The 23,327-nt window shown below is 56.7% G+C and carries 25 protein-coding genes; 14 read left to right on the top strand and 11 right to left on the bottom strand.

What is annotated here, in order from left to right:
- Window positions 1–9: 9 nt before the first annotated feature.
- The 3 genes from MWU51_RS15265 to MWU51_RS15275 form a co-directional block, all read right to left on the bottom strand.
- Window positions 10–408: an META domain-containing protein gene (locus tag MWU51_RS15265; protein ID WP_247038566.1), complete on the bottom strand. Its 399-nt coding sequence runs from the start codon at window positions 406–408 to the stop codon at window positions 10–12.
- Window positions 409–448: 40 nt separating this feature from the next.
- Window positions 449–988 carry a TetR/AcrR family transcriptional regulator gene (locus tag MWU51_RS15270; RefSeq protein ID WP_247038568.1) on the bottom strand — a complete coding sequence of 180 codons (540 nt, stop codon included), beginning with the start codon at window positions 986–988 and terminating at the stop codon, window positions 449–451.
- Window positions 989–1,120: 132 nt separating this feature from the next.
- Window positions 1,121–2,770 (bottom strand): acyl-CoA dehydrogenase family protein, encoded by a 1,650-nt coding sequence (locus MWU51_RS15275; protein WP_247038570.1) that lies wholly within the window; start codon window positions 2,768–2,770, stop codon window positions 1,121–1,123.
- A gap of 202 nt (window positions 2,771–2,972) precedes the next feature.
- Between MWU51_RS15275 and MWU51_RS15280 the strand changes: the two genes are divergently transcribed.
- On the top strand, window positions 2,973–3,740 hold the full coding sequence (locus MWU51_RS15280; protein WP_247038572.1) for a sulfite exporter TauE/SafE family protein: 768 nt from the start codon (window positions 2,973–2,975) through the stop codon (window positions 3,738–3,740).
- Window positions 3,741–3,800: 60 nt separating this feature from the next.
- Here MWU51_RS15280 and MWU51_RS15285 read toward each other — a convergent pair whose 3' ends face one another.
- On the bottom strand, window positions 3,801–5,399 hold the full coding sequence (locus tag MWU51_RS15285) for a phosphoenolpyruvate carboxykinase (protein ID WP_247038574.1): 1,599 nt from the start codon (window positions 5,397–5,399) through the stop codon (window positions 3,801–3,803).
- A 361-nt stretch (window positions 5,400–5,760) separates the two neighbouring features.
- On the opposite strand from MWU51_RS15285, the gene MWU51_RS15290 reads away from it, so the two are divergent.
- The 7 genes from MWU51_RS15290 to MWU51_RS15320 are packed head-to-tail and all read left to right on the top strand — an operon-like array spanning window position 5,761 to window position 11,226.
- Entirely contained in the window at window positions 5,761–6,465 is a 705-nt protein-coding gene (locus tag MWU51_RS15290) for a response regulator transcription factor (RefSeq protein ID WP_247038576.1), read from the top strand.
- Window positions 6,466–6,485: 20 nt separating this feature from the next.
- The gene (locus tag MWU51_RS15295; protein ID WP_247038878.1) at window positions 6,486–8,264 is read left to right on the top strand and encodes a sensor histidine kinase; all 1,779 of its coding nucleotides are present in this window, start codon (window positions 6,486–6,488) and stop codon (window positions 8,262–8,264) included.
- Entirely contained in the window at window positions 8,261–8,710 is a 450-nt protein-coding gene (locus MWU51_RS15300; RefSeq protein WP_247038578.1) for a serine kinase, read from the top strand. Before MWU51_RS15295 ends, MWU51_RS15300 begins: the two co-directional genes overlap by 4 nt.
- Before the next feature lie 9 nt (window positions 8,711–8,719).
- Window positions 8,720–9,628, top strand: coding sequence for an RNase adapter RapZ (gene rapZ, locus MWU51_RS15305; protein WP_247038580.1), 909 nt, complete (start codon window positions 8,720–8,722; stop codon window positions 9,626–9,628).
- A 5-nt stretch (window positions 9,629–9,633) separates the two neighbouring features.
- Window positions 9,634–10,029 carry a PTS fructose transporter subunit IIA gene (locus MWU51_RS15310; RefSeq protein ID WP_247038583.1) on the top strand — a complete coding sequence of 132 codons (396 nt, stop codon included), beginning with the start codon at window positions 9,634–9,636 and terminating at the stop codon, window positions 10,027–10,029.
- Between the two features lie 3 nt (window positions 10,030–10,032).
- The gene (locus MWU51_RS15315) at window positions 10,033–10,305 is read left to right on the top strand and encodes an HPr family phosphocarrier protein (RefSeq protein ID WP_247038585.1); all 273 of its coding nucleotides are present in this window, start codon (window positions 10,033–10,035) and stop codon (window positions 10,303–10,305) included.
- 21 nt (window positions 10,306–10,326) lie between these two features.
- Window positions 10,327–11,226 carry a lysophospholipid acyltransferase family protein gene (locus MWU51_RS15320; protein WP_247038587.1) on the top strand — a complete coding sequence of 300 codons (900 nt, stop codon included), beginning with the start codon at window positions 10,327–10,329 and terminating at the stop codon, window positions 11,224–11,226.
- Window positions 11,227–11,244: 18 nt separating this feature from the next.
- Here MWU51_RS15320 and MWU51_RS15325 read toward each other — a convergent pair whose 3' ends face one another.
- On the bottom strand, window positions 11,245–12,120 hold the full coding sequence (locus MWU51_RS15325) for a 3-hydroxybutyryl-CoA dehydrogenase (RefSeq protein WP_247038589.1): 876 nt from the start codon (window positions 12,118–12,120) through the stop codon (window positions 11,245–11,247).
- 160 nt (window positions 12,121–12,280) lie between these two features.
- On the opposite strand from MWU51_RS15325, the gene MWU51_RS15330 reads away from it, so the two are divergent.
- Entirely contained in the window at window positions 12,281–13,108 is an 828-nt protein-coding gene (locus MWU51_RS15330; protein ID WP_247038591.1) for a DUF6473 family protein, read from the top strand.
- A gap of 58 nt (window positions 13,109–13,166) precedes the next feature.
- On the opposite strand, the gene MWU51_RS15335 is transcribed toward MWU51_RS15330, so the two are convergent.
- Both MWU51_RS15335 and MWU51_RS15340 read right to left on the bottom strand, forming a co-directional pair.
- Entirely contained in the window at window positions 13,167–14,093 is a 927-nt protein-coding gene (locus MWU51_RS15335) for an FAD-binding protein (protein ID WP_247038593.1), read from the bottom strand.
- On the bottom strand, window positions 14,093–14,851 hold the full coding sequence (locus MWU51_RS15340; protein WP_247038595.1) for an electron transfer flavoprotein subunit beta/FixA family protein: 759 nt from the start codon (window positions 14,849–14,851) through the stop codon (window positions 14,093–14,095). The genes MWU51_RS15335 and MWU51_RS15340 overlap by 1 nt, the downstream gene beginning before the upstream one ends.
- A 238-nt stretch (window positions 14,852–15,089) precedes the next feature.
- Between MWU51_RS15340 and MWU51_RS15345 the strand changes: the two genes are divergently transcribed.
- On the top strand, window positions 15,090–15,563 hold the full coding sequence (locus MWU51_RS15345; RefSeq protein WP_247038597.1) for a GyrI-like domain-containing protein: 474 nt from the start codon (window positions 15,090–15,092) through the stop codon (window positions 15,561–15,563).
- Between the two features lie 14 nt (window positions 15,564–15,577).
- On the opposite strand, the gene MWU51_RS15350 is transcribed toward MWU51_RS15345, so the two are convergent.
- The 4 genes from MWU51_RS15350 to MWU51_RS17155 all read right to left on the bottom strand — a co-directional run bounded on the left by MWU51_RS15350 (window position 15,578) and on the right by MWU51_RS17155 (window position 17,983).
- Window positions 15,578–16,150, bottom strand: coding sequence for a cob(I)yrinic acid a,c-diamide adenosyltransferase (locus tag MWU51_RS15350; RefSeq protein WP_247038599.1), 573 nt, complete (start codon window positions 16,148–16,150; stop codon window positions 15,578–15,580).
- Window positions 16,150–16,356: a twin transmembrane helix small protein gene (locus MWU51_RS15355; protein ID WP_247038601.1), complete on the bottom strand. Its 207-nt coding sequence runs from the start codon at window positions 16,354–16,356 to the stop codon at window positions 16,150–16,152. Before MWU51_RS15355 ends, MWU51_RS15350 begins: the two co-directional genes overlap by 1 nt.
- Before the next feature lie 73 nt (window positions 16,357–16,429).
- On the bottom strand, window positions 16,430–17,266 hold the full coding sequence (locus MWU51_RS15360) for an SDR family NAD(P)-dependent oxidoreductase (RefSeq protein ID WP_247038603.1): 837 nt from the start codon (window positions 17,264–17,266) through the stop codon (window positions 16,430–16,432).
- Window positions 17,267–17,389: 123 nt separating this feature from the next.
- Entirely contained in the window at window positions 17,390–17,983 is a 594-nt protein-coding gene (locus MWU51_RS17155; RefSeq protein WP_247038605.1) for an SH3 domain-containing protein, read from the bottom strand.
- 233 nt (window positions 17,984–18,216) lie between these two features.
- On the opposite strand from MWU51_RS17155, the gene parC reads away from it, so the two are divergent.
- The 4 genes from parC to MWU51_RS15385 all read left to right on the top strand — a co-directional run.
- Window positions 18,217–20,550: a DNA topoisomerase IV subunit A gene (gene parC / locus MWU51_RS15370; RefSeq protein ID WP_247038607.1), complete on the top strand. Its 2,334-nt coding sequence runs from the start codon at window positions 18,217–18,219 to the stop codon at window positions 20,548–20,550.
- A 3-nt stretch (window positions 20,551–20,553) separates the two neighbouring features.
- A complete protein-coding gene (locus tag MWU51_RS15375; RefSeq protein WP_247038609.1) occupies window positions 20,554–21,729 on the top strand; it encodes a DUF898 family protein in 1,176 nt (391 codons plus the stop codon).
- A complete protein-coding gene (locus tag MWU51_RS15380) occupies window positions 21,726–22,901 on the top strand; it encodes a M48 family metallopeptidase (RefSeq protein WP_247038611.1) in 1,176 nt (391 codons plus the stop codon). Before MWU51_RS15375 ends, MWU51_RS15380 begins: the two co-directional genes overlap by 4 nt.
- 172 nt (window positions 22,902–23,073) lie before the next feature.
- Window positions 23,074–23,327, top strand: a 254-nt coding sequence (locus tag MWU51_RS15385) for a GTP-binding protein (protein WP_247038613.1), incomplete at its 3' end; no start/stop codon positions are given.

The following is a 23,327-nucleotide window of genomic DNA, read 5'->3' on the forward strand; positions in this document are numbered from 1 at the left end:
GAAAGTCGGTCAGCGTTGAGCCAAGAACACCATCTGCCGACCAGCTTCGTTCGACATGATCAACATGTCGCCTTGCGCCTCGATCTGGCGCATCTGCGTCAGCGCGGTGAAATAGCGGCTTTCTTTGTCCAAGGCGTCGCAGGCCATACGGGTCGCGGCGATGGGGCCAATTTCAAACCACGGGTATGGAGCTTTTTGCTCGCTTGAATATCTGTTGCAGGGCGCTTGTCCGACAATCTGTCCTTGATCCGGGAAAGAGATCGTTGCGTCGGCGTCGAAGGGTTTGCGATCAATCTCAAGCAGCTTCCACACGGCCTTTCGGTCCGCATAGCCCGAAATCGTTTCATCCTTGCATCCCATCAAGACAAGGGACGCGAGCGCGGCGGTGATGAGCAATGACTGTTTCATGCGCATAACTTACGCCTGAAGCGTCGAATTGCCAACGTGATTAAGCGTCGCGCAAAGCAAGAATTGCAGCCATAAGGGTAGACATGGCGTTTTTATTGCCTGTGGCATCGGTTGCGGATAGTGCGTCCATTCCCACAAACGAACTGTAAATAATCCGCGCGAAATCGGGATTTGTCAGATCCAGTTCGCTTAAGATTTCCTCTAGCATTGCGATCCGTTTTTGATCAACACGCTGTACATAGTCCGCCGCCAATGACTCACTATATGCCCACGCACGGATTGCAGTTTCTGGCAGGCCACGTTTGGCCTTCGGATCGCTTGAAGCCGCCATGTCACCGAGTTGATAAAGCCGTTTGACCGGATCGTCACCTTCCGAGAGCGCGTACGTGATTGCGGCAAGTGCCTCGTCTTCCCAGGTTGAAAGAAGCCGTTTGTGGAAATCAGGAACATCCTTGAAATGCCAGTAAAAAGAACCCTTTGTCGTTCCCAGGGCGCGGGCCAGCGGCTCGGCTTTCAAGGCCTGGGGGCCCTTTGATGTCAGGGCTGCCAGCCCTGCCTTGATCCAGTCATCCGCCTTCAAGCGCGGTTTCTTTACGGGCATATTCCGGTCCAATGATATGCATACGATAGCGTATGGTGAATTGAGTCGCATGAAAAACATACGCTACCGTATGTATGCCTGCAACCCAACTCACACGCTCATGTCCCGGTGTTAGCCCAACAGGCGACGTGCAATCACCTGTGCCTGAATTTCAGCCGCGCCTTCAAAGATGTTCAGGATGCGGGCGTCACACAAAACGCGGCTGATTTGATATTCCAGCGCGAAACCGTTGCCGCCGTGAATTTGCAGTGCGTTGTCAGCGCAAGACCACGCCACGCGTGCGCCAAGCAGCTTTGCCATCCCGGCTTCCAGGTCGCAGCGTTGGTCGTGGTCTTTTTCCCATGCCGAGAAATAGGTCAGTTGCCGTGCCACCATGATCTCGACCGCCATCATCGCCAGCTTGTTGGCGACGCGCGGGAAGTTGATCAGGGACTTACCGAACTGCTTGCGGTCCTCGGCGTATTGCATCCCGATTTCCAGCGCATTCTGGGCCACGCCGATGGCACGGGCGGCGGTTTGGATGCGCGCGGCTTCGAATGTTTTCATGAGTTGTTTGAAGCCTTGACCTTCTTCGCCGCCAAGCAAGTTTTCGCCTTTGACCTTGAACCCATCGAACCCAAGTTCGAATTCCTTCATACCGCGATAGCCCAGCACTTCGATCTCGCCGCCCGTCATACCTTCGGTGGGGAAAGGGTTGTCGTCGTCGCCGGGTTGTTTTTCAGCCAGGAACATCGACAGGCCACGGTGATCGGTGGACGCGGGATCAGTGCGCGCCAGAAGCGTCATCACATGGGTGCGTGCGGCGTGGGTGATCCAGGTTTTGTTGCCCGTCACCTCGTAATCGCCATCGGCGTTCTTGACCGCGCGGGTGCGCAGGCTGCCAAGGTCGGATCCGGTGTTGGGTTCGGTAAACACAGCGGTGGGCAGGATCTCGGCTGACGAGATTTTCGGCAACCAGTGTTCTTTTTGCGCGTCTGTGCCGCCGGCAAGGATAAGTTCTGCCGCGATCTCGGACCGGGTGCCCAGCGAGCCGACCCCGATATAGCCGCGGCTGAGTTCTTCAGATACGACCACCATCGACGCTTTTGACAAGCCCATACCACCGTATTCCTCGGGTATGGTCAGGCCAAAGACGCCCATTTCGGCCAGTTCCTCAAGAATTTCCATTGGGATGTATTCATCCTTCAGGTGCCATTCATGCGCGTTGGGAACGACGCGGTCATCGGCATAGCGACGGAAGGTTTCGCGGATCATTTCAAGTTCATCATCCAGCCCTGACGCGCCAAAAGTGGCGTGGCCAGCATTGTCGCGCATCAGGGCAACCAGACGTGAGCGGGCGGCTTGGTTGTTGCCTTGGGCGATCAATGCGTTGATCGCATTTGTGTCCAGCGCGGATGCGTCAATACCCATATCCGACAGGCGCGCCATCTCGTTTTGGCTCATCATGATTCCGCCCTTGATCTGGGCGAGGTATTCGCCGAAGGCGATTTGCAGGATCAGTTTCTCCATCTCGCCCAGCTTCCCGTCGTCATTCAGACGACCGGCCCAGGCGTTCATCTGACGTAGGCTTTCGGTATAGGTGGCAAGCCATGACAGGGCATGGGCGGCGGACTGATGTTCTTCCAGTTTTGCGCCCGAGATCCGATCACCTTCTGTCACCATATCGCGGACGGATGCCTTGGCCGCGTCAAACACGGTTTCGACCGGCGCCAGGGCGTCAGCGGAAAGGGTCAAAAGATTGTCGATCAGAGCGCCTGTCATCACTGTCTCCTGTCACAGTCTAAGCCGGGATTCGGCTGGGTCTTTCGCGTCTGCAGAGAAATAATCACTTTGCAGGTGCAGCGCAATTAAAATACGCCAGATATGGTTAAAACGAACAAAAGTGACGCAGTAATTTACCTGCTGCACCACCGTTCGGGCTTCGATAGAAAGAAGGGAACGCGCATATCGTTACGGAAACACATTGGGACTATTGACCGAAATACCGCAGTTGACTCTGCTTCTTGCCGCATTTGTCGCCGTGTTTGCCGGGTTCGTAAAGGGGGCTGTCGGATTTGGAATGCCCCTTATCATGATCTCGGGTCTGGCCACCATGCTTCCAGCTGAACAAGCCTTGGCAGCGTTGATCGTGCCGACCGTGGTGACAAACGGGTATCAGGCGTTCAGGCAAGGGATATTGGCCGCGTGGCAGGCGGTGGGAAAGTTTCGTGTCTTTCTGATCGCGCTTTTGATCTGTCTCACCCTCAGCGCCCAGCTTGTGACGGTGCTGTCTCAAGCCGCGTTGTTCATTTTAATCGGCGTGCCGGTGGTGGCGTTCTGCTTGATGCAACTGAGCGGGTGGAAACCCATGCTTCACCCCGAGCATCGCAAGCGGGATGAAAGTTTGATCGGTGCCTTCGCAGGCCTGTCGGGTGGGTTGTCCGGGGTCTGGGGGCCGCCGACCATCGCCTATCTGACCGCCATCGATACGCCGAAGTCCGAACAGATGCGGGTGCAGGGGGTGATCTATGGCGTCGGTGCTATTGCGCTTTTTGCAGCGCATATCAAGTCCGGGGTTCTGAATGCACACACATTTCCCATGTCGATTTCCATGCTGTTTCCTGCCCTGATCGGGATGGCGCTTGGCGGCGTGTTTCACGACCGTATGCCTCAGGCGACGTTCAAACGGGTAACGTTGATCGTGCTGACGGTTGCGGGTCTGAACCTGATCCGCCGGGGGCTGTGGGGCTAAGTTGAATGCAAAACGCACCCCGGAAACCGAGGCGCGTTTCTAAGCATTCTGTGCCGCAGATCAGCCGATGGCGACGGCTTTCACGTCGTCGTCAATATCGGCCTCATACTGAACGAAGTTCTTGGCAAACATGTCGACCAGTTTCTGAGCTTGCGCATCATAGGCGGCGGCGTCCTGCCATGTGCGGCGGGGGTTCAGAAGCAGGTCTGGCACGCCTTCCACAGTTACCGGCACTTCGAAGCCGAAATTGTCGTCCTTTCGGAATTCCGAGTTCGCAAGCGATCCGTCCAGTGCGGCGGTCAGAAGCGCGCGCGTCGCGCGGATCGGCATCCGCGACCCGGTGCCGTACGCGCCACCGGTCCAGCCGGTATTGACCAGCCAGCAGGTTGCACCATGCTTGGCGATCTTGTCACGCAGCAGTGCGCCATATTCAGCGGGACGGCGCGGCATGAAGGGCGCACCGAAACAGGTCGAGAAGGTGGGTTCCGGTTCGGTCACACCCTTTTCAGTGCCCGCCACTTTCGACGTGAAACCCGACAGGAAGTGGTACATCGCCTGTGCCGGTGTCAGCCGCGCAATCGGCGGCAGGACGCCAAACGCATCACAGGTCAGCATGATAATGTTCTTCGGATGCCCGCCCACGGCGGTTTTCGACGCGTTCGCGATATAGTGCAGCGGATAGGCGCAACGCATGTTCGCGGTCAGGCTGTCATCTTCGAAATCCAACTTCTTGGTTTCTTCGTCATAGACCATGTTTTCGATGACGGTCGCGAACTTCGTGGTGGTGGCATAGATTTCCGGCTCGGCCTCGGCCGACAGGTTGATGGTCTTGGCATAGCAACCACCCTCGAAGTTGAAGGTGCCAGTGTCCGACCAGCCATGTTCGTCATCGCCAATCAGCGTGCGCTCGGGATCTGCAGACAGGGTCGTCTTGCCGGTGCCTGACAGGCCGAAGAAAATCGCCGTGTCGACGGGGTTTCCAGTGGCGTGGTTGGCCGAGCAATGCATCGGCATCACGCCTTTTTCCGGCAGGATGTAGTTGAGCAGTGTGAAAACCGACTTTTTGTTTTCACCCGCATATTCAGTGCCGCCGATCAGGATGATCTTGCGATCAAAGTTCAGTGCGATGACGGTTTCCGACCGACACCCGTGTCGCTTGGCGTCCGCCTTGAAAGAGGGGCAGTTGATGATTGTGAATTCGGGGTCGAACTCATCCAGTTCTTCGCGGTCGGGGCGGCGCAGCATGTGTCGAATGAACAGGTTGTGCCAAGCCAATTCGGTCACAAGACGTACGTCCAGCCGATAGGCCGGGTCTGCCCCGCCGAACAAGTCTTGCACGTAGTAATCCTTGCCCTTCATGTGCTCGAGCATGTCGTCATAAAGGGTGTCGAATTTGGCCGGGTCCATCGGTGGGTTGTTTTCCCACCATATATGCGGCTCGACGCTGGGGGTTTTGACAACAAACTTGTCCAAGGGCGACCGGCCCGTATGTTTGCCGGTCGTGACCAGGAAGGCGCCGCCTTGGCCCAGGCTTCCCTCGCCACGCGCAAGCGCGGCTTCGATCAGATCAGGCTCCATTAAGTTGTAATAGACATTGCCCAGCCCCTTGATGCCTTGATCTTCCAAGCGGCGTTCTGGGTTCACCCGTCCAGTGGTCATATTTTGCTCCTGTCGCCGGTCCGTCATTTACCAACGTATTTAGGGTTCACATGAGACCGCGTGACACCCGCCACGCGCGCCAACCCTCATGTGAACGAGGGCCGGTAATCGCGCTATAGCATGGAGGCTTTCAAATGGAACAGGTCGCTTTAACGCAGTTAGCGCAACCAAGTGCTTGTTTGCGCAATCATGTTGCGCGCAGAGCCGTTGCAAAGTGCGGTAAATTCGCCAGCATTTTGATCAATTCACGCGGCAGACAGGCGCGTATCCTCTCGATTCGCAGTTACATATTGATTCGCCAGACCGAAAACAGGACAATGGCGCAAAACAAAATAAACATGAGCAGTGTAAGGAGACCCCTATGTCGAGAATCGCTTTGGTGGACGATGACAGGAACATCCTGACTTCCGTCGCGATCACTCTCGAGGCCGAGGGCTTCGAAGTTGAAACCTATAATGATGGCCAAAGCGCGCTTGACGCGTTTATGCAGCGCCTGCCCGATATGGCGGTTCTGGACATCAAGATGCCCCGGATGGATGGGATGGACCTGTTGCAGCGTTTGCGGCAGAAAACCAAGACCATGCCGGTGATTTTCCTGACCTCGAAAGACGATGAGATCGACGAGGTTCTGGGTCTTCGCATGGGCGCAGACGACTATGTAACCAAACCGTTCAGCCAGCGACTTCTGGTGGAGCGCATTCGCGCACTGTTACGACGGCAGGAAGTGATCGCCAAGGATGACGCCGGCGATGTTGAAGAAAGCAAATCGCTGGTTCGCGGTGAGTTGACGATGGACCCTTTGCGCCATGCCGTTACGTGGAAAGGCAATGATGTATCCCTGACCGTGACCGAGTTTTTGTTGCTTCAGGCATTGGCTCAGCGTCCCGGCTTTGTCAAAAGCCGTGATCAGTTGATGGATGTCGCCTATGACGATCAGGTCTATGTCGATGATCGCACCATCGACAGTCATATCAAACGGCTGCGCAAGAAAATGCGGACGGCAGATGACGATTTCTCGGCAATCGAAACGCTGTATGGCATCGGTTACCGGTATAACGAGGAATAACGCCGCGTGCGTTGGACAAGATGGTGACAAAGGTGAAGGACACCAAAGCCACAACCCGAAGCGATCTTGTTCTGGGTGAAGATTGGGTCTCGCCAAGTGGTGAGATGGATTTTGAACTGCGCGACAAGCGGGCGCAGCGCGGGCTGATTTCGATCAATCGGTCACCGCTGGCGCGCAAGATCATCACGTTCAATTTGCTTGGGCTTGTCGTCCTTGTGGCGGGGGTTCTGTATCTGAATCCGTTTCGTGACAGTTTGCTGATCCAGCGTGAACGCGGATTGATCGTAGAGGCTGAACTGATCGCCGATGTGTTCGAAGCCCAGCTTGAACAGGCCATTGAAAACCAATCGAATACATCGCCCGATCTTCTGGATGCGCCTGCCCCAGAAGGAGAAGTGGCGCCAGAGGTCGTGGTGCCTGTCGCGCCTGACTTCGCTGAAACACTGTCTGATTTGCAGCTACCAGTAGGCTTGGAAGTCTTTGTCTTCGACGCAAACGAGGCGCTATTGGCGCGATCCGTCGGAGTTCCGCCCGCCGCGCCAACCCCGGTCGACGGATTGAGGCGTCAGGTCGGGTCGACCATTATCACGGACCTTTTGAATGCCGTATGGGAAGGTGTGTCCGGTATTGTCGCCAAGGGTGATGGACAGTCCCTGCCATTGGACACCGAGGTGATGGCGCGGACGCTGTATCCTGGTGCCATGAACGGTGCGACGCGCGTATCCAATGGTGTCGATGAAAACGGCGGCACGGTTTTTTCCGTGGCGACGCCGATCTTGCAAAACGGTGTTCCGGCGGGTGTGGTGGCCATTACCAGTGCTGCTGGCGAATTGGACCTTCTGGTGCGAGCTGAGCGCGAGCAGTTGTTGCAGATGTTCGTGATCGCGATCCTTGTGTCGATCGGGCTGAGCCTTGTACTGGCCTCGACCATCGCCAACCCGCTCTCTGATCTTGCCGCCGCCGCCGAATTGGGTCGGGACAAGGATCACAACAGCGTTCGGACCGGTCGGGTTCGCATCCCGGACCTGACGGCGCGCCCTGACGAAATCGGCCGCCTGTCTGGCGCGCTGCGCGGAATGGTGGCTGCACTGTATGACCGAATTGATTCCAACGAACAGTTCGCCGCCGATGTGGCGCACGAGATCAAAAACCCACTGGCCAGTCTGCGATCGGCTATTGGCACGCTGCGTCTGGCCAAGAAAGACGAACATCGCGGCAAGTTGTTGGATGTGATCGATCACGATGTGCGCCGGTTGGATCGTTTGGTCAGCGATATTTCGAATGCATCCCGGCTGGACAGCGAGTTGGTGAAGGAAGAGGAAGAAGAGTTCAACCTTCTGAAGATGCTTCGTAACTTGACTGAGTATTTGGGCAATGAAGGCAGCGACAAAGGTGTCGAATTCATCACCGATCTGCCACCTGATCCGATTTTCATTCGCGGGTTGGAAGCCCGTCTGGCACAGGTTTTCGTGAACCTGATCACCAATGCGCTTAGCTTCTGCGACGAAGGCGATGCAATTCGTGTCTGGGTGCGACGGCGCGAAAACCGTGTGCTTGTGGTGATTGAGGATACCGGCCCCGGAATCCCCGAGCAGGCGTTGAACAAGATTTTTAAACGCTTCTATTCCGAACGCCCCGAAAGCCAGTTTGGCAACAATTCAGGACTTGGACTGGCGATTTCAAAGCAGATCGTCGAAGCCCATGGCGGCGTGATCTGGGCCGAAAACATTCGCCCGACCGATGCGGATGTAACCTCTGATCCACTAGGCGCACGCTTCGTTGTTGGCCTTCCAGTGTGATCGAAGAAGGGTCTACGCAGCCGCTAGGTTGTCACGCGACGACGATTGCCGTTGGTGATGCGGCGGCGATGTTTGTCGGTCCGTCGGGGTCGGGGAAGTCGTCGCTGGCGCTTCAGATGATCGGGCTGGGGGCGAAGCTGATCTCGGATGACTATAGCCGGATCGATGTGAGGGAAGCGGGTGTGTTCGTTCTGGCCCCTGACCGCCTGCAAGGCGTGATTGAGGCGCGCGGCGTCGGTTTGATCAATGTCCCATGGAAAGCATCGGCGCGACTTCAACTGGTCGTTGATATGACTAGAGATGAGGCGGAGCGACACCCCGGATCACGGCGGCTCACAAATATTGGCGGTTGCGATATCGACCTTGTTTTGCGGGTTGACGCGCCTTACTTCGCATGTGCGCTATACCACCTGTTGAAATCCGGTAGGTATGACGAAACAAGCTAGGTAATGAAGATGACTGACGATAAAACCAACACGGGACAGAAAGTGGTTCTGGTCACCGGCCCTTCCGGCGCCGGACGAACCACGGCCATCCGTGTGCTGGAAGACATCGGCTATGAGGTCATCGACAATTTGCCGCTGTCGTTGATTGGCCGGGTTCTTGGTGGCCCTGCTTTGGATCACCCGCTGGCGCTGGGCGTCGACGTGCGCAACCGCGACTTCTCGACCGAGATGATGTTGCAGGTGATCGAAGATCTGCGCGAAGATGATCGCCATGCTGTCGAGGTGCTGTATCTGGATTGTTCGCGAGATGTTTTGATCCGCCGCTATTCGGAAACCCGGCGCCGCCACCCGCTTGCACCTGCAGAAACACCAGATCACGGCATCACCCGCGAGATAGAGCTTCTGGCACCTGTGCGTGGGCGCGCGGATGTTCTGATCGACACGTCAGACCTGTCGCCGCATGACCTGAAAGAAGAGCTTATGCGATGGCTGTCTCAGTCAGGTGCGGAGAACCTGGCGGTGTCCGTTCATTCGTTTTCATACAAGCGTGGGGTGCCGCGTGGGCTTGATATGGTGCTGGACGCGCGGTTCCTGCGCAATCCGCATTGGGAGCCGACGCTTAGATCGCTGGATGGGCGTTCTAATGACGTTGCAGACTATGTTGCCAAGGATCCGCGGTTTGACGAGTTCTTCACCCGTGTTGCCGAGCTGGTCGAGTTTCTGATACCTGCTTACGGCGACGAAGGGAAATCGCATCTAGCCATTGGTTTTGGGTGTACCGGAGGGCAACACCGATCGGTTGCCCTGACGGAAAGATTGGCGAAGACGCTTGCAGACAAGGGTTGGCAAGTGTCAATTAGACATCGGGAATTGGAACGTCGAGCCGATGCGGGGCCGACGTCGAAGCAGTTGGGGTAACGAGCGTGATCGGCATCGTGATCGTCGCGCATGGCGGACTTGCAAGGGAATACCTTGCCGCTGTCGAACATGTTGTCGGCAAACAACCCGGTGTGCGTGCCATCTCGACCGATGCTGAATGCGATCGGGCCAACAAACAATCTGAAATTGCAACCGCCGCGGATGCCGTCGACGAGGGTGATGGCGTTGTGGTGGTGGTCGATATGTTCGGCGGTTCGCCCGCCAACCTGTCGCTTCCTGCGTGCTGCAAAGCCGACCGGAAGATCCTGTATGGGGCCAACCTGCCCATGTTGGTAAAGTTGGCCAAGACCCGACATCTGCCGATTGAAATGTCCACAAGTAAGGCACTTGCAGCCGGACGGAAATACATCGACTGTATTGATGGTATACAGGAGTTGTAGTGTATGAGCACGAGCCGCGAATTGGAAATCATCAACGTCAAAGGACTGCACGCCCGTGCATCGGCCAAATTCGTTGATACAGTCGAAAACCATGACGCGACCGCGCGCGTATCCAAAGACGGCATTGATGCCGAGGGGGATTCGATCATGGGCCTGTTGATGCTTGCAGCATCGCAGGGCACCAAGATTCACGTCGAAACCTCGGGTCCGCAGGCGACCGAGCTGATGACGGCACTGGCCGAACTGGTTGAAGACAAGTTCGGCGAAGGTATGTAGGGCGCGTGTCGCGGGTTCAATATGGGACAAGACGTCGTGAATAACGCAGACAGCGATATGGTCGAAAGCAGTCAGGAAGGCCTGTCCCACGATCAGTATGACCGTCGCAACCTGACCTATGCCAATTCCCTGAACAATCCGATCCAGTCCTATGTCATCCGGGTCGTGGAATGGTTCACTGGCAAAATCTCGATCCTGAGGATGGTCAGAAAGCTGGAAAAGCGGGGCGCACCGAAGGGGCAAGCGTTCTGGGGTGCGTGTCTGGACGTGATGGGTATTCGTGTCGAAACACCTGACGATCAGCTGCGAAATATTCCACCCGAAGGCCCCGTAATAGCGGTTGCCAATCACCCGCACGGATTGGTGGACGGGATGGTATTGGCCGAACTGATTGGACGTCGTCGTCAGGATTACCGCATCCTCAGCCGCTCGGTTTTAGATGGGTTGGATGAGGTGGCATCGTCCTACATGATTCCTGTGCCGTTTCCGCACGATCCGGAAGCCCAGCAAAAGATGGTCGAAATGCGCGCCCAGACCATGGCGCATCTGAAAGCCGGTGGGCTTGTTACGTTGTTTCCATCTGGTGTTGTTGCATCGTCGGACACCCTGTTTGGTCCGGCGATAGAGCGGGAATGGAATGTTTTTACCGCGCAACTGATCCGGCGGTCGGGCGCCAAAGTGGTGCCGATCTATTTCCCAGGGTCCAATTCGCGCTGGTATCAGATGGCCAACCGGCTGTCAGCCACGATGCGACAGGCCTTGTTGCTGCACGAGATCGTCAGAAGCTGCAACCGCCCGCAAAAGCCGGTGATTGGGCCGGTGCTGTCGGGTGTGGAAATGGAACGGCTGCACACAGACCCGCGTGGCTTCATGGGATGGCTGCGCACCCATACTCTGGCGTTAGGAAAGCCACGCGACTAGTCGAGTCGCCACCACACGTCACCGTGTGGGAACGGGTGTTTCACCACGATAGTCATAAAACCCACGTTTGGATTTCCGACCAAGCCAGCCAGCTTCGACATATTTGGTCAAAAGCGGACAGGGGCGGTATTTCGTATCCGCCAATCCGTCATGCAGCACGTTCATGATTGCAAGGCAGGTGTCCAATCCAATGAAATCCGCCAGTTCCAGCGGTCCCATCGGATGGTTCGCACCAAGTTTCAACGAGGTGTCGATGCTTTTGACCGAGCCCACACCTTCGTAAAGCGTATACACCGCTTCGTTGATCATCGGCATAAGGATGCGGTTGACGATGAATGCGGGAAAATCCTCGGCGCTGGCGGCGGTTTTGCCAAGCCGGTCCACGACATCATGGCAAGTCTTGAACGTTTCCTGATCCGTCGCGATACCGCGGATCAGTTCAACAAGCTGCATCACCGGAACCGGGTTCATGAAGTGAAACCCCATAAACCGTTCCGGACGGTCTGTGCCGCTAGCCAGTCGCGTGATCGAGATGGACGAGGTGTTCGAGGTCAGAATGGTGTCCGGTTTCAGATGCGGCAAAAGCCCATCAAAAATTTTCTTCTTCAGAGCTTCATTTTCGGTCGCGGCCTCGATGATCAAATCGGTTGCACCGATGTCTGGCAGCTTCATGGTGGTCGAGATCAGGCCCAACGCCTTGTCCCGATCCTCGGATGAGATCGCCTCGCGAGCGACCTGCCGCTCCATGTTCTTTGCAATGCGCGCCATGGCCGCATCCAGACTGTCCTGACTGATGTCGTTCAGACGGACTTCGTAACCGGCCAAAGCCATAACATGCGCGATGCCGTTGCCCATCTGTCCGGCACCCACAATGCCAATCGTCTCGATGCTCATCTGATCCCTTTCGTTGTCTTGCGCCAGAGTATGCGGCTGCGCGTCGGGGGCGCAAGGGTTAAGCGCGCCCTAAGAAAATTAGCTGCATTTGAGGATTAGCCAAATGAAAACCAGTTTATGAGAATCATCGTCTCGGGTGAATAATATTGGAGTGGGTGGAATGGCTTACGATACCATGGGCAAGGGTCCCTTGAACTATCAGCTGTGCAGATACGGGACGTCAAAAATCCTGTTTCGTGGACCGAAAAAAAAGCTGGCGGCGCCGTACATCGCGGTTCTGGGTGGGACCGAGACTTTTGGAAAGTATCTTTCGCATCCCTATCCTGAATTGTTGCAATTGGAACTTGGAACACAAGTCGTGAATTTCGGCTGCCAGAACGCGGGAGTGGACGCGTTTTTGCATGATCATGGGCTGTTGACTCTTGGCAATCGGGCGAAAGCCACCGTGCTGCAAGTGCCCGGCGCGCACAACATGTCGAACCGGTTCTATTCAGTTCATCCGCGACGCAATGACAGGTTTTTGCGTGGCTCGAACCTGTTGAAGGAACTGTATGGCGAGGTTGATTTGACCGAGTTCAGTTTTACCCGCCATCTTCTGACGGCTCTGCACGATGTCTCGGCCGACAGGTTCGTAAAGATCGTGGAAGAGCTGCGAACGGCGTGGGTTGCACGGATGAAACTGCTGATCGCAAAGCTGGAATGCGAGATCGTGCTGCTGTGGTTGGCCGACCATCCGATCAGCGAAGGCGCGCAGGGTGGGATCAATGGGTCAGATCCATTATTTGTTGATCAGGACATGATGCAGGCTATCGCGCCCTTTGTAGCCGAAGTCGTCGAAGTCGCGGTATCCCCTCAGCAGCAGGAGGATGGGCGGCGTGGATTGGTTTATGCTGATATGGAGGAGCCGACTACGCGTGATATGCTGGGTTCGATCGCGCATCGAAGAACCAGCCGGGCCCTACATGACGCGATTGATCGTCTTCGGTAGGGGGACGAAAAAGGCCCACCAAGATGGCGGGCCTTGATCAATTCAGGTTGTTTTGGCGTCAGAGTTTTTCGGTCAGTGCAGGCACGGCGTCGAACAGGTCGGCAACCAAACCGAAATCGGCCACTTGGAAGATCGGGGCCTCTTCGTCCTTGTTGATTGCGACGATTATCTTCGAGTCCTTCATCCCAGCCAAGTGCTGAATGGCGCCTGAGATGCCGACGGCGATATACAGGTCCGGGGCGACGACCTTGCCGGTCTGGCCCACCTGCCAATCGTTCGGGGCATAGCCCGAATCGACCGCCGCGCGCGAGGCACCAACGGCCGCACCCAGCTTGTCGGCCAGTTTCTCGATCAACGCGAAGTCGTCTTCGGAACCCACGCCACGGCCACCGGACACGACAACGCCAGCCGACGTCAGCTCGGGCCGGTCGCTTTCGGCAACCTTGTCTTCGACCCATTCCGACAGGCCGGGGTTGTCCGCAGCCGATACTGTCTCAACCGAAGCCGAACCACCTTCACCAGCCGCATCAAAGGTCGAAGTGCGGAAGGTTATGACCTTCTTAGCATCTGACGATTTAACGGTCTGAACGGCGTTACCAGCATAGATCGGGCGCTCAAACGTGTTGGCATCCACCACACCGGACGCGTCCGAGATCACCATAACGTCCAACAACGCGGCCACGCGGGGCATCACGTTTTTGGCGTCGGTGGTGGCGGGCGCAACGATGTGCTCGTAATCGCCTGCCAACGACACGATCAGCGCTGCGGTTGATTCTGCCAGACGATGACCCAGCGAGGGATCCTCGGCGACCAGCACCTTCGACACACCGTCGATTTTCGCGGCAGCGTCCCCGGCCGCGGCGGCAGAAGCACCAGCCGCCAGAACGGTCACGTCACCCAGCGCTTTCGCGGCGGTGACAGCCTTGGCGGTGGCGTCCATCGCCAGTTCGCCGTTGTTGACTTCTGCGAGAAGAAGAACAGCCATTATACAGCCCCCACTTCTTTAAGTTTCTCTACCAGCTCGTCGACCGAACCCACGATGATGCCGGCGGCACGCGCGGCAGGTTCAGCGGTCGAAACGATCTCAAGGCGCGGCGTGACATCGACGCCGTAATCGGCGGCGGTTTTTTCGTCCAGCGGCTTTTTCTTCGCCTTCATGATGTTGGGCAGCGAAGCATAGCGCGGTTCGTTCAGGCGAAGGTCGACGGTGACGATGGTCGGCATCGAGACCTTGATGGTCTGCAAACCGCCATCCACTTCGCGAGTCACAACGGCCTTGTCGCCCTCAATGTCCAGCTCAGAGGCGAACGTGCCTTGCGACCAACCCAGCAGGGCTGACAGCATCTGTCCGGTGGCGTTCATGTCATTGTCGATGGCTTGCTTGCCGGCCAGAACCAGGTTCGGTTGTTCTTCTTCAACAACCTTCGCCAGAATCTTGGCGACGGCCAGCGGTTCGATGTCGTTATGAACATCGTCAGCGGCAACCACCAGAATGGCGCGGTCAGCACCCATCGCCAGCGCGGTGCGCAGGGTTTCCTGGGCTTGCTTTACGCCGATCGACACGACGACGATCTCTTCAGCCTTGCCGGCTTCTTTCAGTCGGATGGCTTCTTCGACGGCAATCTCGTCAAAGGGGTTCATCGACATTTTTACGTTTGCAAGATCGACACCGGATCCGTCCGCTTTCACACGAACCTTCACGTTGTAGTCGATCACCCGCTTCACAGGCACAAGCACCTTCATTGGCGTGTCTCTCCCAATTAGGCCCCGGATGGGGCGGTCTCAGTTCCCCTCCCGTTTACCGGGTCGAGGGCGCTGAAAACAGCGCAAAATCGTCACGTTCTGTCCAAAGGACGCCGCGTTTTTTGCTTTTGACGGGGATTCGTTACAAGAATGTTTCTGCTGTGCGGCTATCAGGACCTTTTGCGTCACTATGGGAACGAAGTGCATATTGACGGGGAATCGGTAAGGAGCGTTCAAAATGCAGACAGAAATGAAACCACTTGAGGTCGTAGATGCGCCGATGCGGACCGTAGTAGGTACGACAAAAACCTATGACATGCAATCTCGCACGGCCATTCCGGCGCAATGGCAAGCGTTTTTCCAAGCGGACCACCAGATTGAACAAAGCGTCGCAGGCGCAATGTACGGGATTTGTGCCGACTCAGATTCCACCGGCACCTTTCAATATACTGTCGGACAGGAAGTGACTAACCGGTCTGCAACGTTGGCGCCTGACCTGTGCAAAGTGGAATTGTCGGAAGGGCGATATGCCGTGCGTCGGGCTTTTGGTCCTATGAGCGAGCTGCCCCAAGTCTTCGACCTTGTTTTTAACAAGGATTTGCCAGCCAAAGGGCTAAAACAACGCGACGGCGCCTGCTTCGAACGCTACCCTGATGATTCACGCAACAGCGCAGACGTGATGGCCTATGAAATCTGGGTTCCGGTTCAGTGAAGCGGCAAAGCGACTTAGCGGTTCGCCCCCGGTACCCAAAGGACGTCTGACCTGCCGTCGTCATTTGCGATACGTGCAGCGACAAAACACCAGTCCGAAAGGCGGTTCAGGTATTTGATTGCGGCAGGGTTCACGTCTTCCTGCGAGGCCAGTTCTGTGGCCAAGCGTTCAGCGCGGCGAGACACAGTGCGTGAAAGGTGCAGATGGGCAGACAGGGCTGACCCACCGGGCAGGATAAAGCTGCGCAGCGGCTCCAGCGCCTTGTTCATCGTGTCAATTTCGGCCTCCAACCGGTCAACTTGTTCCTGCGCCATACGCAGGGGCGGGTGTTCAGCCTCGGCATCCTTTGCCATTTCAGGGCGGCAGAGGTCGGCGCCAAGATCGAACAGGTCGTTCTGGATGCGCGCAAGGGCACCATCAATGTCACCATCGGCATGCTGTCTGGCCAGCCCGATCGTGGCATTGGTTTCGTCCACGGTGCCATAGGCCTCGACGCGCAACGAATGTTTGGCCACCCGCGATCCATCGCCCAGTGCGGTTTCACCTTTGTCACCCGTACGGGTATAGATTTTATTCAGAACAACCATTAGCTGTTACCTCCGCGCAGCCAGACAAACAAAAGGATCAGTGCGATGGCAATGGCCTGCGCCGCGACGCGCCACCGCATCATCTTGTTCGAGTATTTCCGCGACGTCTCGCCGCCGATGCCGAATGATCCGATGCCCAACATCAGAACGATAACCACGGCGCCACAGGCCACTGCGACAAGTACAAATAGCGGGTCGTCAAACATGAGGTTTCCTCGGTTTCAGTTCTTGATCAGATAGCCCTGCAAGGTGAAAATTGCGAGGGGCAATCGGTTGAGGCTAACCATTCGGTGTCAAACGGTCCCCCATCCGTGTCGACAGAAGACGCCGGGCAATCCCTGCGATACGCGTCGCGGTGGTGACGTAATAGCGCGGTTGGGGTTTGTGGCTTTCCAATGCATGTATCAACTTATCCGTGACGGCAGAAGGCGGCAGTTCGAACCGATCGGGCGTACCGCTGTCATCATACAGCCGTTCGCGCAGCTTGCGATACAACCCGGCACGCGGGCTGTTTTCCCAGTCAATCCAGCGTTCGAAATGCGGTTGTGCATTCTGGCGGATCTTCGTAGTGATCGGACCGGGCTGGATCAGGATCACCTTGATCTTCGTGCCCCGCATCTCAAGCCGCAAGGTGTCGGTCAGGCCCTCTAGCGCAAATTTTGATGCCACATAAGCGCCGCGCCATGGCATTGCGGCAAAACCCAGAACGGAGGAATTGTTCACGATGCGCCCATGGCCTTGTGCCCGCATGATGGGCAGGACCAGACGCGTCAGGTGGTGATAGCCAAACAGGTTCGTTTCAAAGATAAATCGCAACGCGTCGGTGGGCAGGTCTTCGACAGCGCCGGGGATGGCGAAGGCGCCGTTGTTGAACAGCGCATCCAGTGTACCGCCAGTGCGGGCGGTGACTTCCGCGATGGCGGCGTCCATGCTGGCTTCGTCCGCGTGATCCAACAGGAAGCTTTCCAGACCTTCGGCGCGCAGACGCTCGCAATCTGCTTCCTTTCGGCAAGTGGCAAAGACTCGCCAGCCGCGCTTGGCCAACGCATGGGCCGCGACATATCCGATACCGGATGAGCAACCGGTTATCAGAATGGATTTTTTCGTGGTGGTCATTTGGCGATCCCTGTTCTGCGCAGACAGCACTAAGTCGGGAGAGCAGGGTGGGGTCAATAAAAAACGACGCGAGCCAGTGATCGGTCGCGTCGTGATTGCAGACTTTTAGCTTTTGGGACGCGGCTAAAGTTGCGGCACCAGGAATTTCGACGACATAAAGCCGCGAACGCCGGTGTCGATCACTTTAATCTGGCTCCAACCGCTGTCGGTGGTGCCCATGTGATACACCTCGGTCCCGCGGGTCAGCTTTGCGACGACGCCATGGCTGGTTGATGGTCCAGCGCGCATATTTACCGTCGAGCCGCTAACGAAGACGGTTGGAAATGCTTCGGTAGCCAGGTTCGCAGCTGCGGGCGTCGGTGTGGCGATTTTCGATGCCATCTGCCGCGCCGCCGCTTCTGCCAATTCAGCAGGTGATTGCGGTGTCGATGCACTTGCCAGCGTGACAGGAATGGCCATCAATCGCGCCGGGGTTGCCGCGTCCGGTTCTGCAACGGTGGTCGCCGCGTTTGCTGTTGCAATGATCTCACCTTCTGCGGTTTCAGGTGATGCTGAAATTCCCAGATCAGGTGACGCGGACACCGGTACAATCGTATCCTGTGCGATGGTCGGTTCGCGCCCAATACGATCTACGGGCAGATCGCTATCCCGTCCGAAATGGACCATCGCGACGCCAAGCACCCCGATCGTCAGGCAGCTAAGTTTAATAATTCCCACAATTTTCCCCTTTAACCATTTACTTGTGACGAGATCTTTTTGATCTTCTGTTCAACTAATGAATGCTGACCCCTGCGCAGTTCCAAATGCCGGCCCCCACCGACAGGATTGAAACAGGAGTTCGTCTTTCTGGTGTAAAATGAACACCGTGTCATGCAAAATATCAGGGGAAAGATCGTTATCCTTTCCCACAGTAGCTTTACCCTTCCCACAGCACTCGATACACAACAATTATGAACGATTTGACCGATGACAGCAATAAAAAGTCCCTTTCCGTGTCCGAGCCTTTGCGCCGGGCGATTGGGGATCGTTATCTGACCTATGCTCTGTCGACCATTATGCACCGGGCCTTGCCCGACGCGCGCGATGGTTTGAAACCGGTGCACCGTCGCATCCTTTACGCGATGTCGCGGCTAAAGCTGGCATCCGGTGGCAAGTTCCTGAAATCGGCAAAGATTTCCGGCGATACGATGGGGGATTTCCACCCCCACGGCGACGCTGCGATCTATGACGCGATGGCGCGTTTGGCACAGGATTTCGCAGTGCGTTATCCGCTTGTCGACGGGCAGGGCAACTTCGGCAATATCGACGGGGATAACCCTGCGGCAAGCCGTTACACAGAGGCGCGGATGACCTTCGTCGCCGAGGCGATGTTGAACGGGTTGGACGAAAACGCCGTCGATTTTCGCGACAATTATGACGGTCGTCTGACCGAACCGGTGGTTTTGCCCGCCGAATTTCCGAATCTGTTGGCCAATGGCTCGTCCGGGATTGCGGTGGGTATGGCCACCAACATTCCGCCGCATAATATCGCCGAACTGATCGACGCCTGTTTGCATCTGATCAAAGTGCCCGATGCGCGCGATGATACGCTTCTGAACTATGTGCCGGGTCCCGATTTCCCGACCGGTGGCGTGATTGTCGAGCCGCGCGAAAATATTGCGCAAGCCTACCGCACCGGGCGCGGGTCGTTCCGTCTGCGCTGCAAATGGGAGGTCGAGGATCTGGGCCGCGGTCAGTGGCAGATCGTCGTGACCGAGATTCCGTATCAGGTTCAGAAATCCAAACTGATCGAGAAGATTGCCGAGTTGATCCAGACCAAGAAGGTCCCGATTCTTGGCGATATTCGCGATGAAAGTGCCGATGACGTTCGGATCGTGCTGGAGCCGAAATCCAAGAACGTGGATGCAGAGCTTCTGATGAACCTGATGTTCCGCAACTCGGACCTTGAGACGCGGTTCAGCCTGAATATGAACGTGCTGATCGATGGTGTGACGCCCAAAGTGTGCTCGATGAAAGAGGTGCTGCGCGCGTTTCTTGATCATCGTCGCGACGTGCTTCTGCGTCGCTCGCGCCACCGGATGGAGAAGATCGACCACCGGCTTGAAGTGTTGGAAGGTTTTATCGTTGCCTTCCTGAACCTTGATCGCGTGATCGACATCATCCGGTATGATGACGACCCGAAAGCCGCGTTGATGCGTGAAGACTGGGGCCGCGATCATGTCCGCGCTATGAACGAGGCGGATTATGTCAGCCCCGCGCTTGGCGAAGGCGAATTGTCTGAGGTTCAGGTTGATGCGATCCTGAACATGCGCCTGCGCAGCTTGCGCCGCCTTGAGGAAATAGAACTGGTGCGCGAGCGTGACGCACTGATGGAAGAACGCGCGGGGCTTGAGGATTTGCTGGACAGCGAGACCCTGCAATGGGCTAGGATTTCCGACCAGTTGAAAGAAACCAAGAAGCTGTTTGGCAAGGATTACGAAGGCGGTGCCCGCCGCACCCAGTTTGCCGAAGCGGGTGAAGTCGAAGACGTGCCGCTGGAAGCGATGATCGAGAAAGAACCGATCACCGTTGTCTGCTCGCAGATGGGCTGGATTCGCGCCATGTCGGGTCATATCGACCTGTCGCGCGAGTTGAAGTTCCGCGACGGTGATGCTCCACGCTTCGTGTTCCACGCGGAAACCACGGACAAGCTGCTAGTCTTCGATTCGAACGGCAAATTCTTCACGCTGTCGGCAGCAAACTTGCCGGGCGGGCGGGGCATGGGCGAACCTCTGCGTCTGATGGTTGATCTGCCGAACGAGGCCGAGATCGTCGATCTGTTCATTCACCAGCCGGGACGACGACTGCTTGTCGCCTCGACCGAAGGGAACGGGTTTGTCGTCAACGAAGATGATGTTCTGGCACAGACCAAGAACGGCAAGCAGGTGCTTAATGTGGGCGATGCCCGCGCCAAGATATGCAAGCCGGTCGAAGGCGATCATGTCGCGATCGTGTCTGAAAACCGCAAGTTGCTGGTGTTCCCGGTCGCTGAGATAAACGAAATGACGCGCGGCAAAGGTGTGCGGCTTCAGAAATACCACAGCGCACGCGGAAAGCAGGGTGTGCTTGAACTGGACGGTGGATTGTCAGACCTCAAAACCTTTGACTTTGAAGTTGGTCTGTCATGGCCTGCCACAGGCGACCGAACCCGGACCGAGGCGGACATGTCGCCGTGGCTGGGCAAACGCGCAGGCGTTGGTAAAACCCCGCCGCATGGCTTCCCACGTGATAACAAGTTTGACTGACCTATGCCGCCTGCCAGTCTGAGCATCACCTATTCCGGGCGCAAAGGCCCCATGCTGGGGCTGGCGCTCAGAACCGGCATTTTGACCATTCTGACGCTTGGCTTTTATCGGTTCTGGGCCAAAACCCGACTGCGCCGGTATTATTGGAGCGCCATCCGCCCCGGTGGAATTCCCTTGGAATATGTGGGTGACCCGCTGGAAAAGCTTCTGGGATTTCTGGTCGCTGTGGTGTTCATGGCGTTCTACATCGGGGTGGTGAACCTGCTTCTGATGTATGTCAGTTTTGCGCTGCTCAATGGCAATGTTGCGGCCTATCTTCTCAGCCTTGCGGGTTTGGCTCCCATCGTTTTTTTCGCGCAGTATCGTGCCCGCCGATATATCTTGGCGCGCACCCGTTGGCGGGGCATCCGCTTCGGCTTGGAGCCGGGCGCATGGGGATATGCGTGGCGGGCCATGGTGCATTGGGGGCTTGCCATTCTGACACTTGGGCTGGTCTGGCCAATGACCACACTTTGGCTTGAAAAATACAGAACCAACCACACCTATTTCGGCGATCTGGCCTTCGTGCAAGGCGGGGGGCGCGGGATGTTGTTTGGGGCGATGAAACACATCTATTACCCGCTTGGCTTGTCCGCGATTGCCGCAGGGATGGCTGCCGCGTTTGAAAACCCGGCTTGGATTGCAGCATTCGTGCTGACAGTGCCGTGGTTTGTCTATGGTTTGGCTTACTGGCGTGCTGACAGTTTCAAACGCATGACCGAGACGAAAGAGCTGGGCGCCATGCGATTTCGCACAGCCCCACGACCTTGGACCATCGTCGGCATTTATGCGCTGGGCTGGTTTTTGATTTATTTGGTCTTCACGGGATTAGCGCTCATCGGCACCGGGATTGTTCTGGCGGCGGTTGGCGGTGTGGGATTTGATATCGAGAACCCCGAGCAATTTGAAACATTGTTGGCTGCGGGCACCCCCATTCTGGTCTTTGTATACTTCGCGATCTTTCTGGGATATCGCGCCATGACACACGCGTGGATCACCTTGCCCATTGCAGCTCATTTCGCAGAGGTGACGCAAATCCTGAACGCCGAGGATTTGCACCAGATATCTCAACGCGACCGGGATGAGTTTGCCGAGGCGGAAGGATTTGCCGAAGCATTGGATGTGGGGGCGGCGATTTGACCGAAACACAATCTCACGCCCCCACGTTTGCGGATTTTGTTGCGGGTGAGCGCGCCGTCCTAACGCGCGTGTCGGTGCGTTTACTGGCTGATGGGCTTGAGCTTGTGCAGCCGAATGGTCACTCTATGATCTGGCGCTGGGCGGAATTGCGAGCCGAACCCGATCAAGCCGACAAGGACGTGCTGGTGATCAGCCGGTCCGGCGATAAAGTGGCACGGCTTTATCTTCGCGATAAGAATGTTGAGGCGCAGCTTCGAAGCAGCGCGCCACATCTGAAAGAACGCGACCGGGCGATTTCGATTTCCAAGCTGATGGCGTGGGCTGGTGGCGCTGCAGCGTCCGTCGCAGCAATCATATTCTTGCTTGTCCCGATGATGGCCGCACAATTGGCCGTCATGTTGCCGCCTGAGGGCGAAAAGGCATTGGGGGACACCACATTTGAACAGATTCGATATGCGTTGGACGAAACAGGACTGGTTGGAACCCCTATCTGTGAGGCGCCCGTCGGGAATGCTGCCATGCGGGCCATGTATGATCGGCTGAACCCCTCTTCCGATCTGCCTTATGACATACAGATTCACATTCTGGATCACGACATGGTCAACGCGTTTGCCCTTCCGGGCGGGCGCATTGTGTTTTTCCGAGGGTTGATCGAACAGGCCGAAAACCCGGAAGAGATTGCTGCTGTTCTGGCCCATGAAGTCGGCCATGTCGTTAATCGTGACCCGACCCGCGATGCGCTTAGGTCGGCTGGATCGCTGGGTGTTCTTGGTCTGCTATTTGGTGATTTTGCGGGCGGGACGATTGCGCTTTTTCTGGCCAATCAGCTGATCAATGCGTCCTACAGCCAAACGGCCGAGGCTAAGGCAGATGACTATGCCCATGAATTGTTAGATGGCGCAGGCGTGTCGCCCGCGGCGTTGGGTACGATGTTTGAACGGTTGGTGGCAGAGCATGGCGACGCCGAGGGGATCGTGGCGCATTTCATGTCGCATCCACAGATGGGCAAACGGATTGCTGCGGCGCAGGCGGCGGTTGTGGAAAGCCGGACCTACGGATCTGTGCTTGATGCCAGCGCTTGGCGCTCCCTTCAAACGGTTTGCGATGGCTCATCGGCGTTGCAAGCTGACGAAGGTTTGCCAGACAAGAAGGCTTGGCCGGGCGACGACTAGGCCGATGTTAAAAGGTCTTGCGACGCCTCGGGGATTCCCAAATGAAACAATCGCGCCTTTCCGACCAATGCAAGCTACGGAAGCCTTGATTTTCCCGCCGTGAACGAGTAGTCAGCGCGCGATATTGAACCCGGGTTCGGCGAAACCCCATCAGACACAAGGCTTATGGCACATGGCTAAGGAAAAGTTTGAACGCTCTAAACCGCACGTCAACATCGGCACGATTGGCCACGTTGACCACGGCAAGACGACACTGACGGCTGCGATCACCAAGTATTTTGGTGATTTCAAGGCGTATGATCAGATTGACGGCGCGCCGGAAGAGAAAGCACGTGGTATCACGATCTCGACCGCCCACGTTGAGTATGAGACCGACGCGCGTCACTACGCCCATGTCGACTGCCCCGGCCACGCTGACTATGTGAA

This window comes from Aliiroseovarius sp. F47248L (genome assembly GCF_023016085.1).
Classification (GTDB): domain Bacteria; phylum Pseudomonadota; class Alphaproteobacteria; order Rhodobacterales; family Rhodobacteraceae; genus Aliiroseovarius.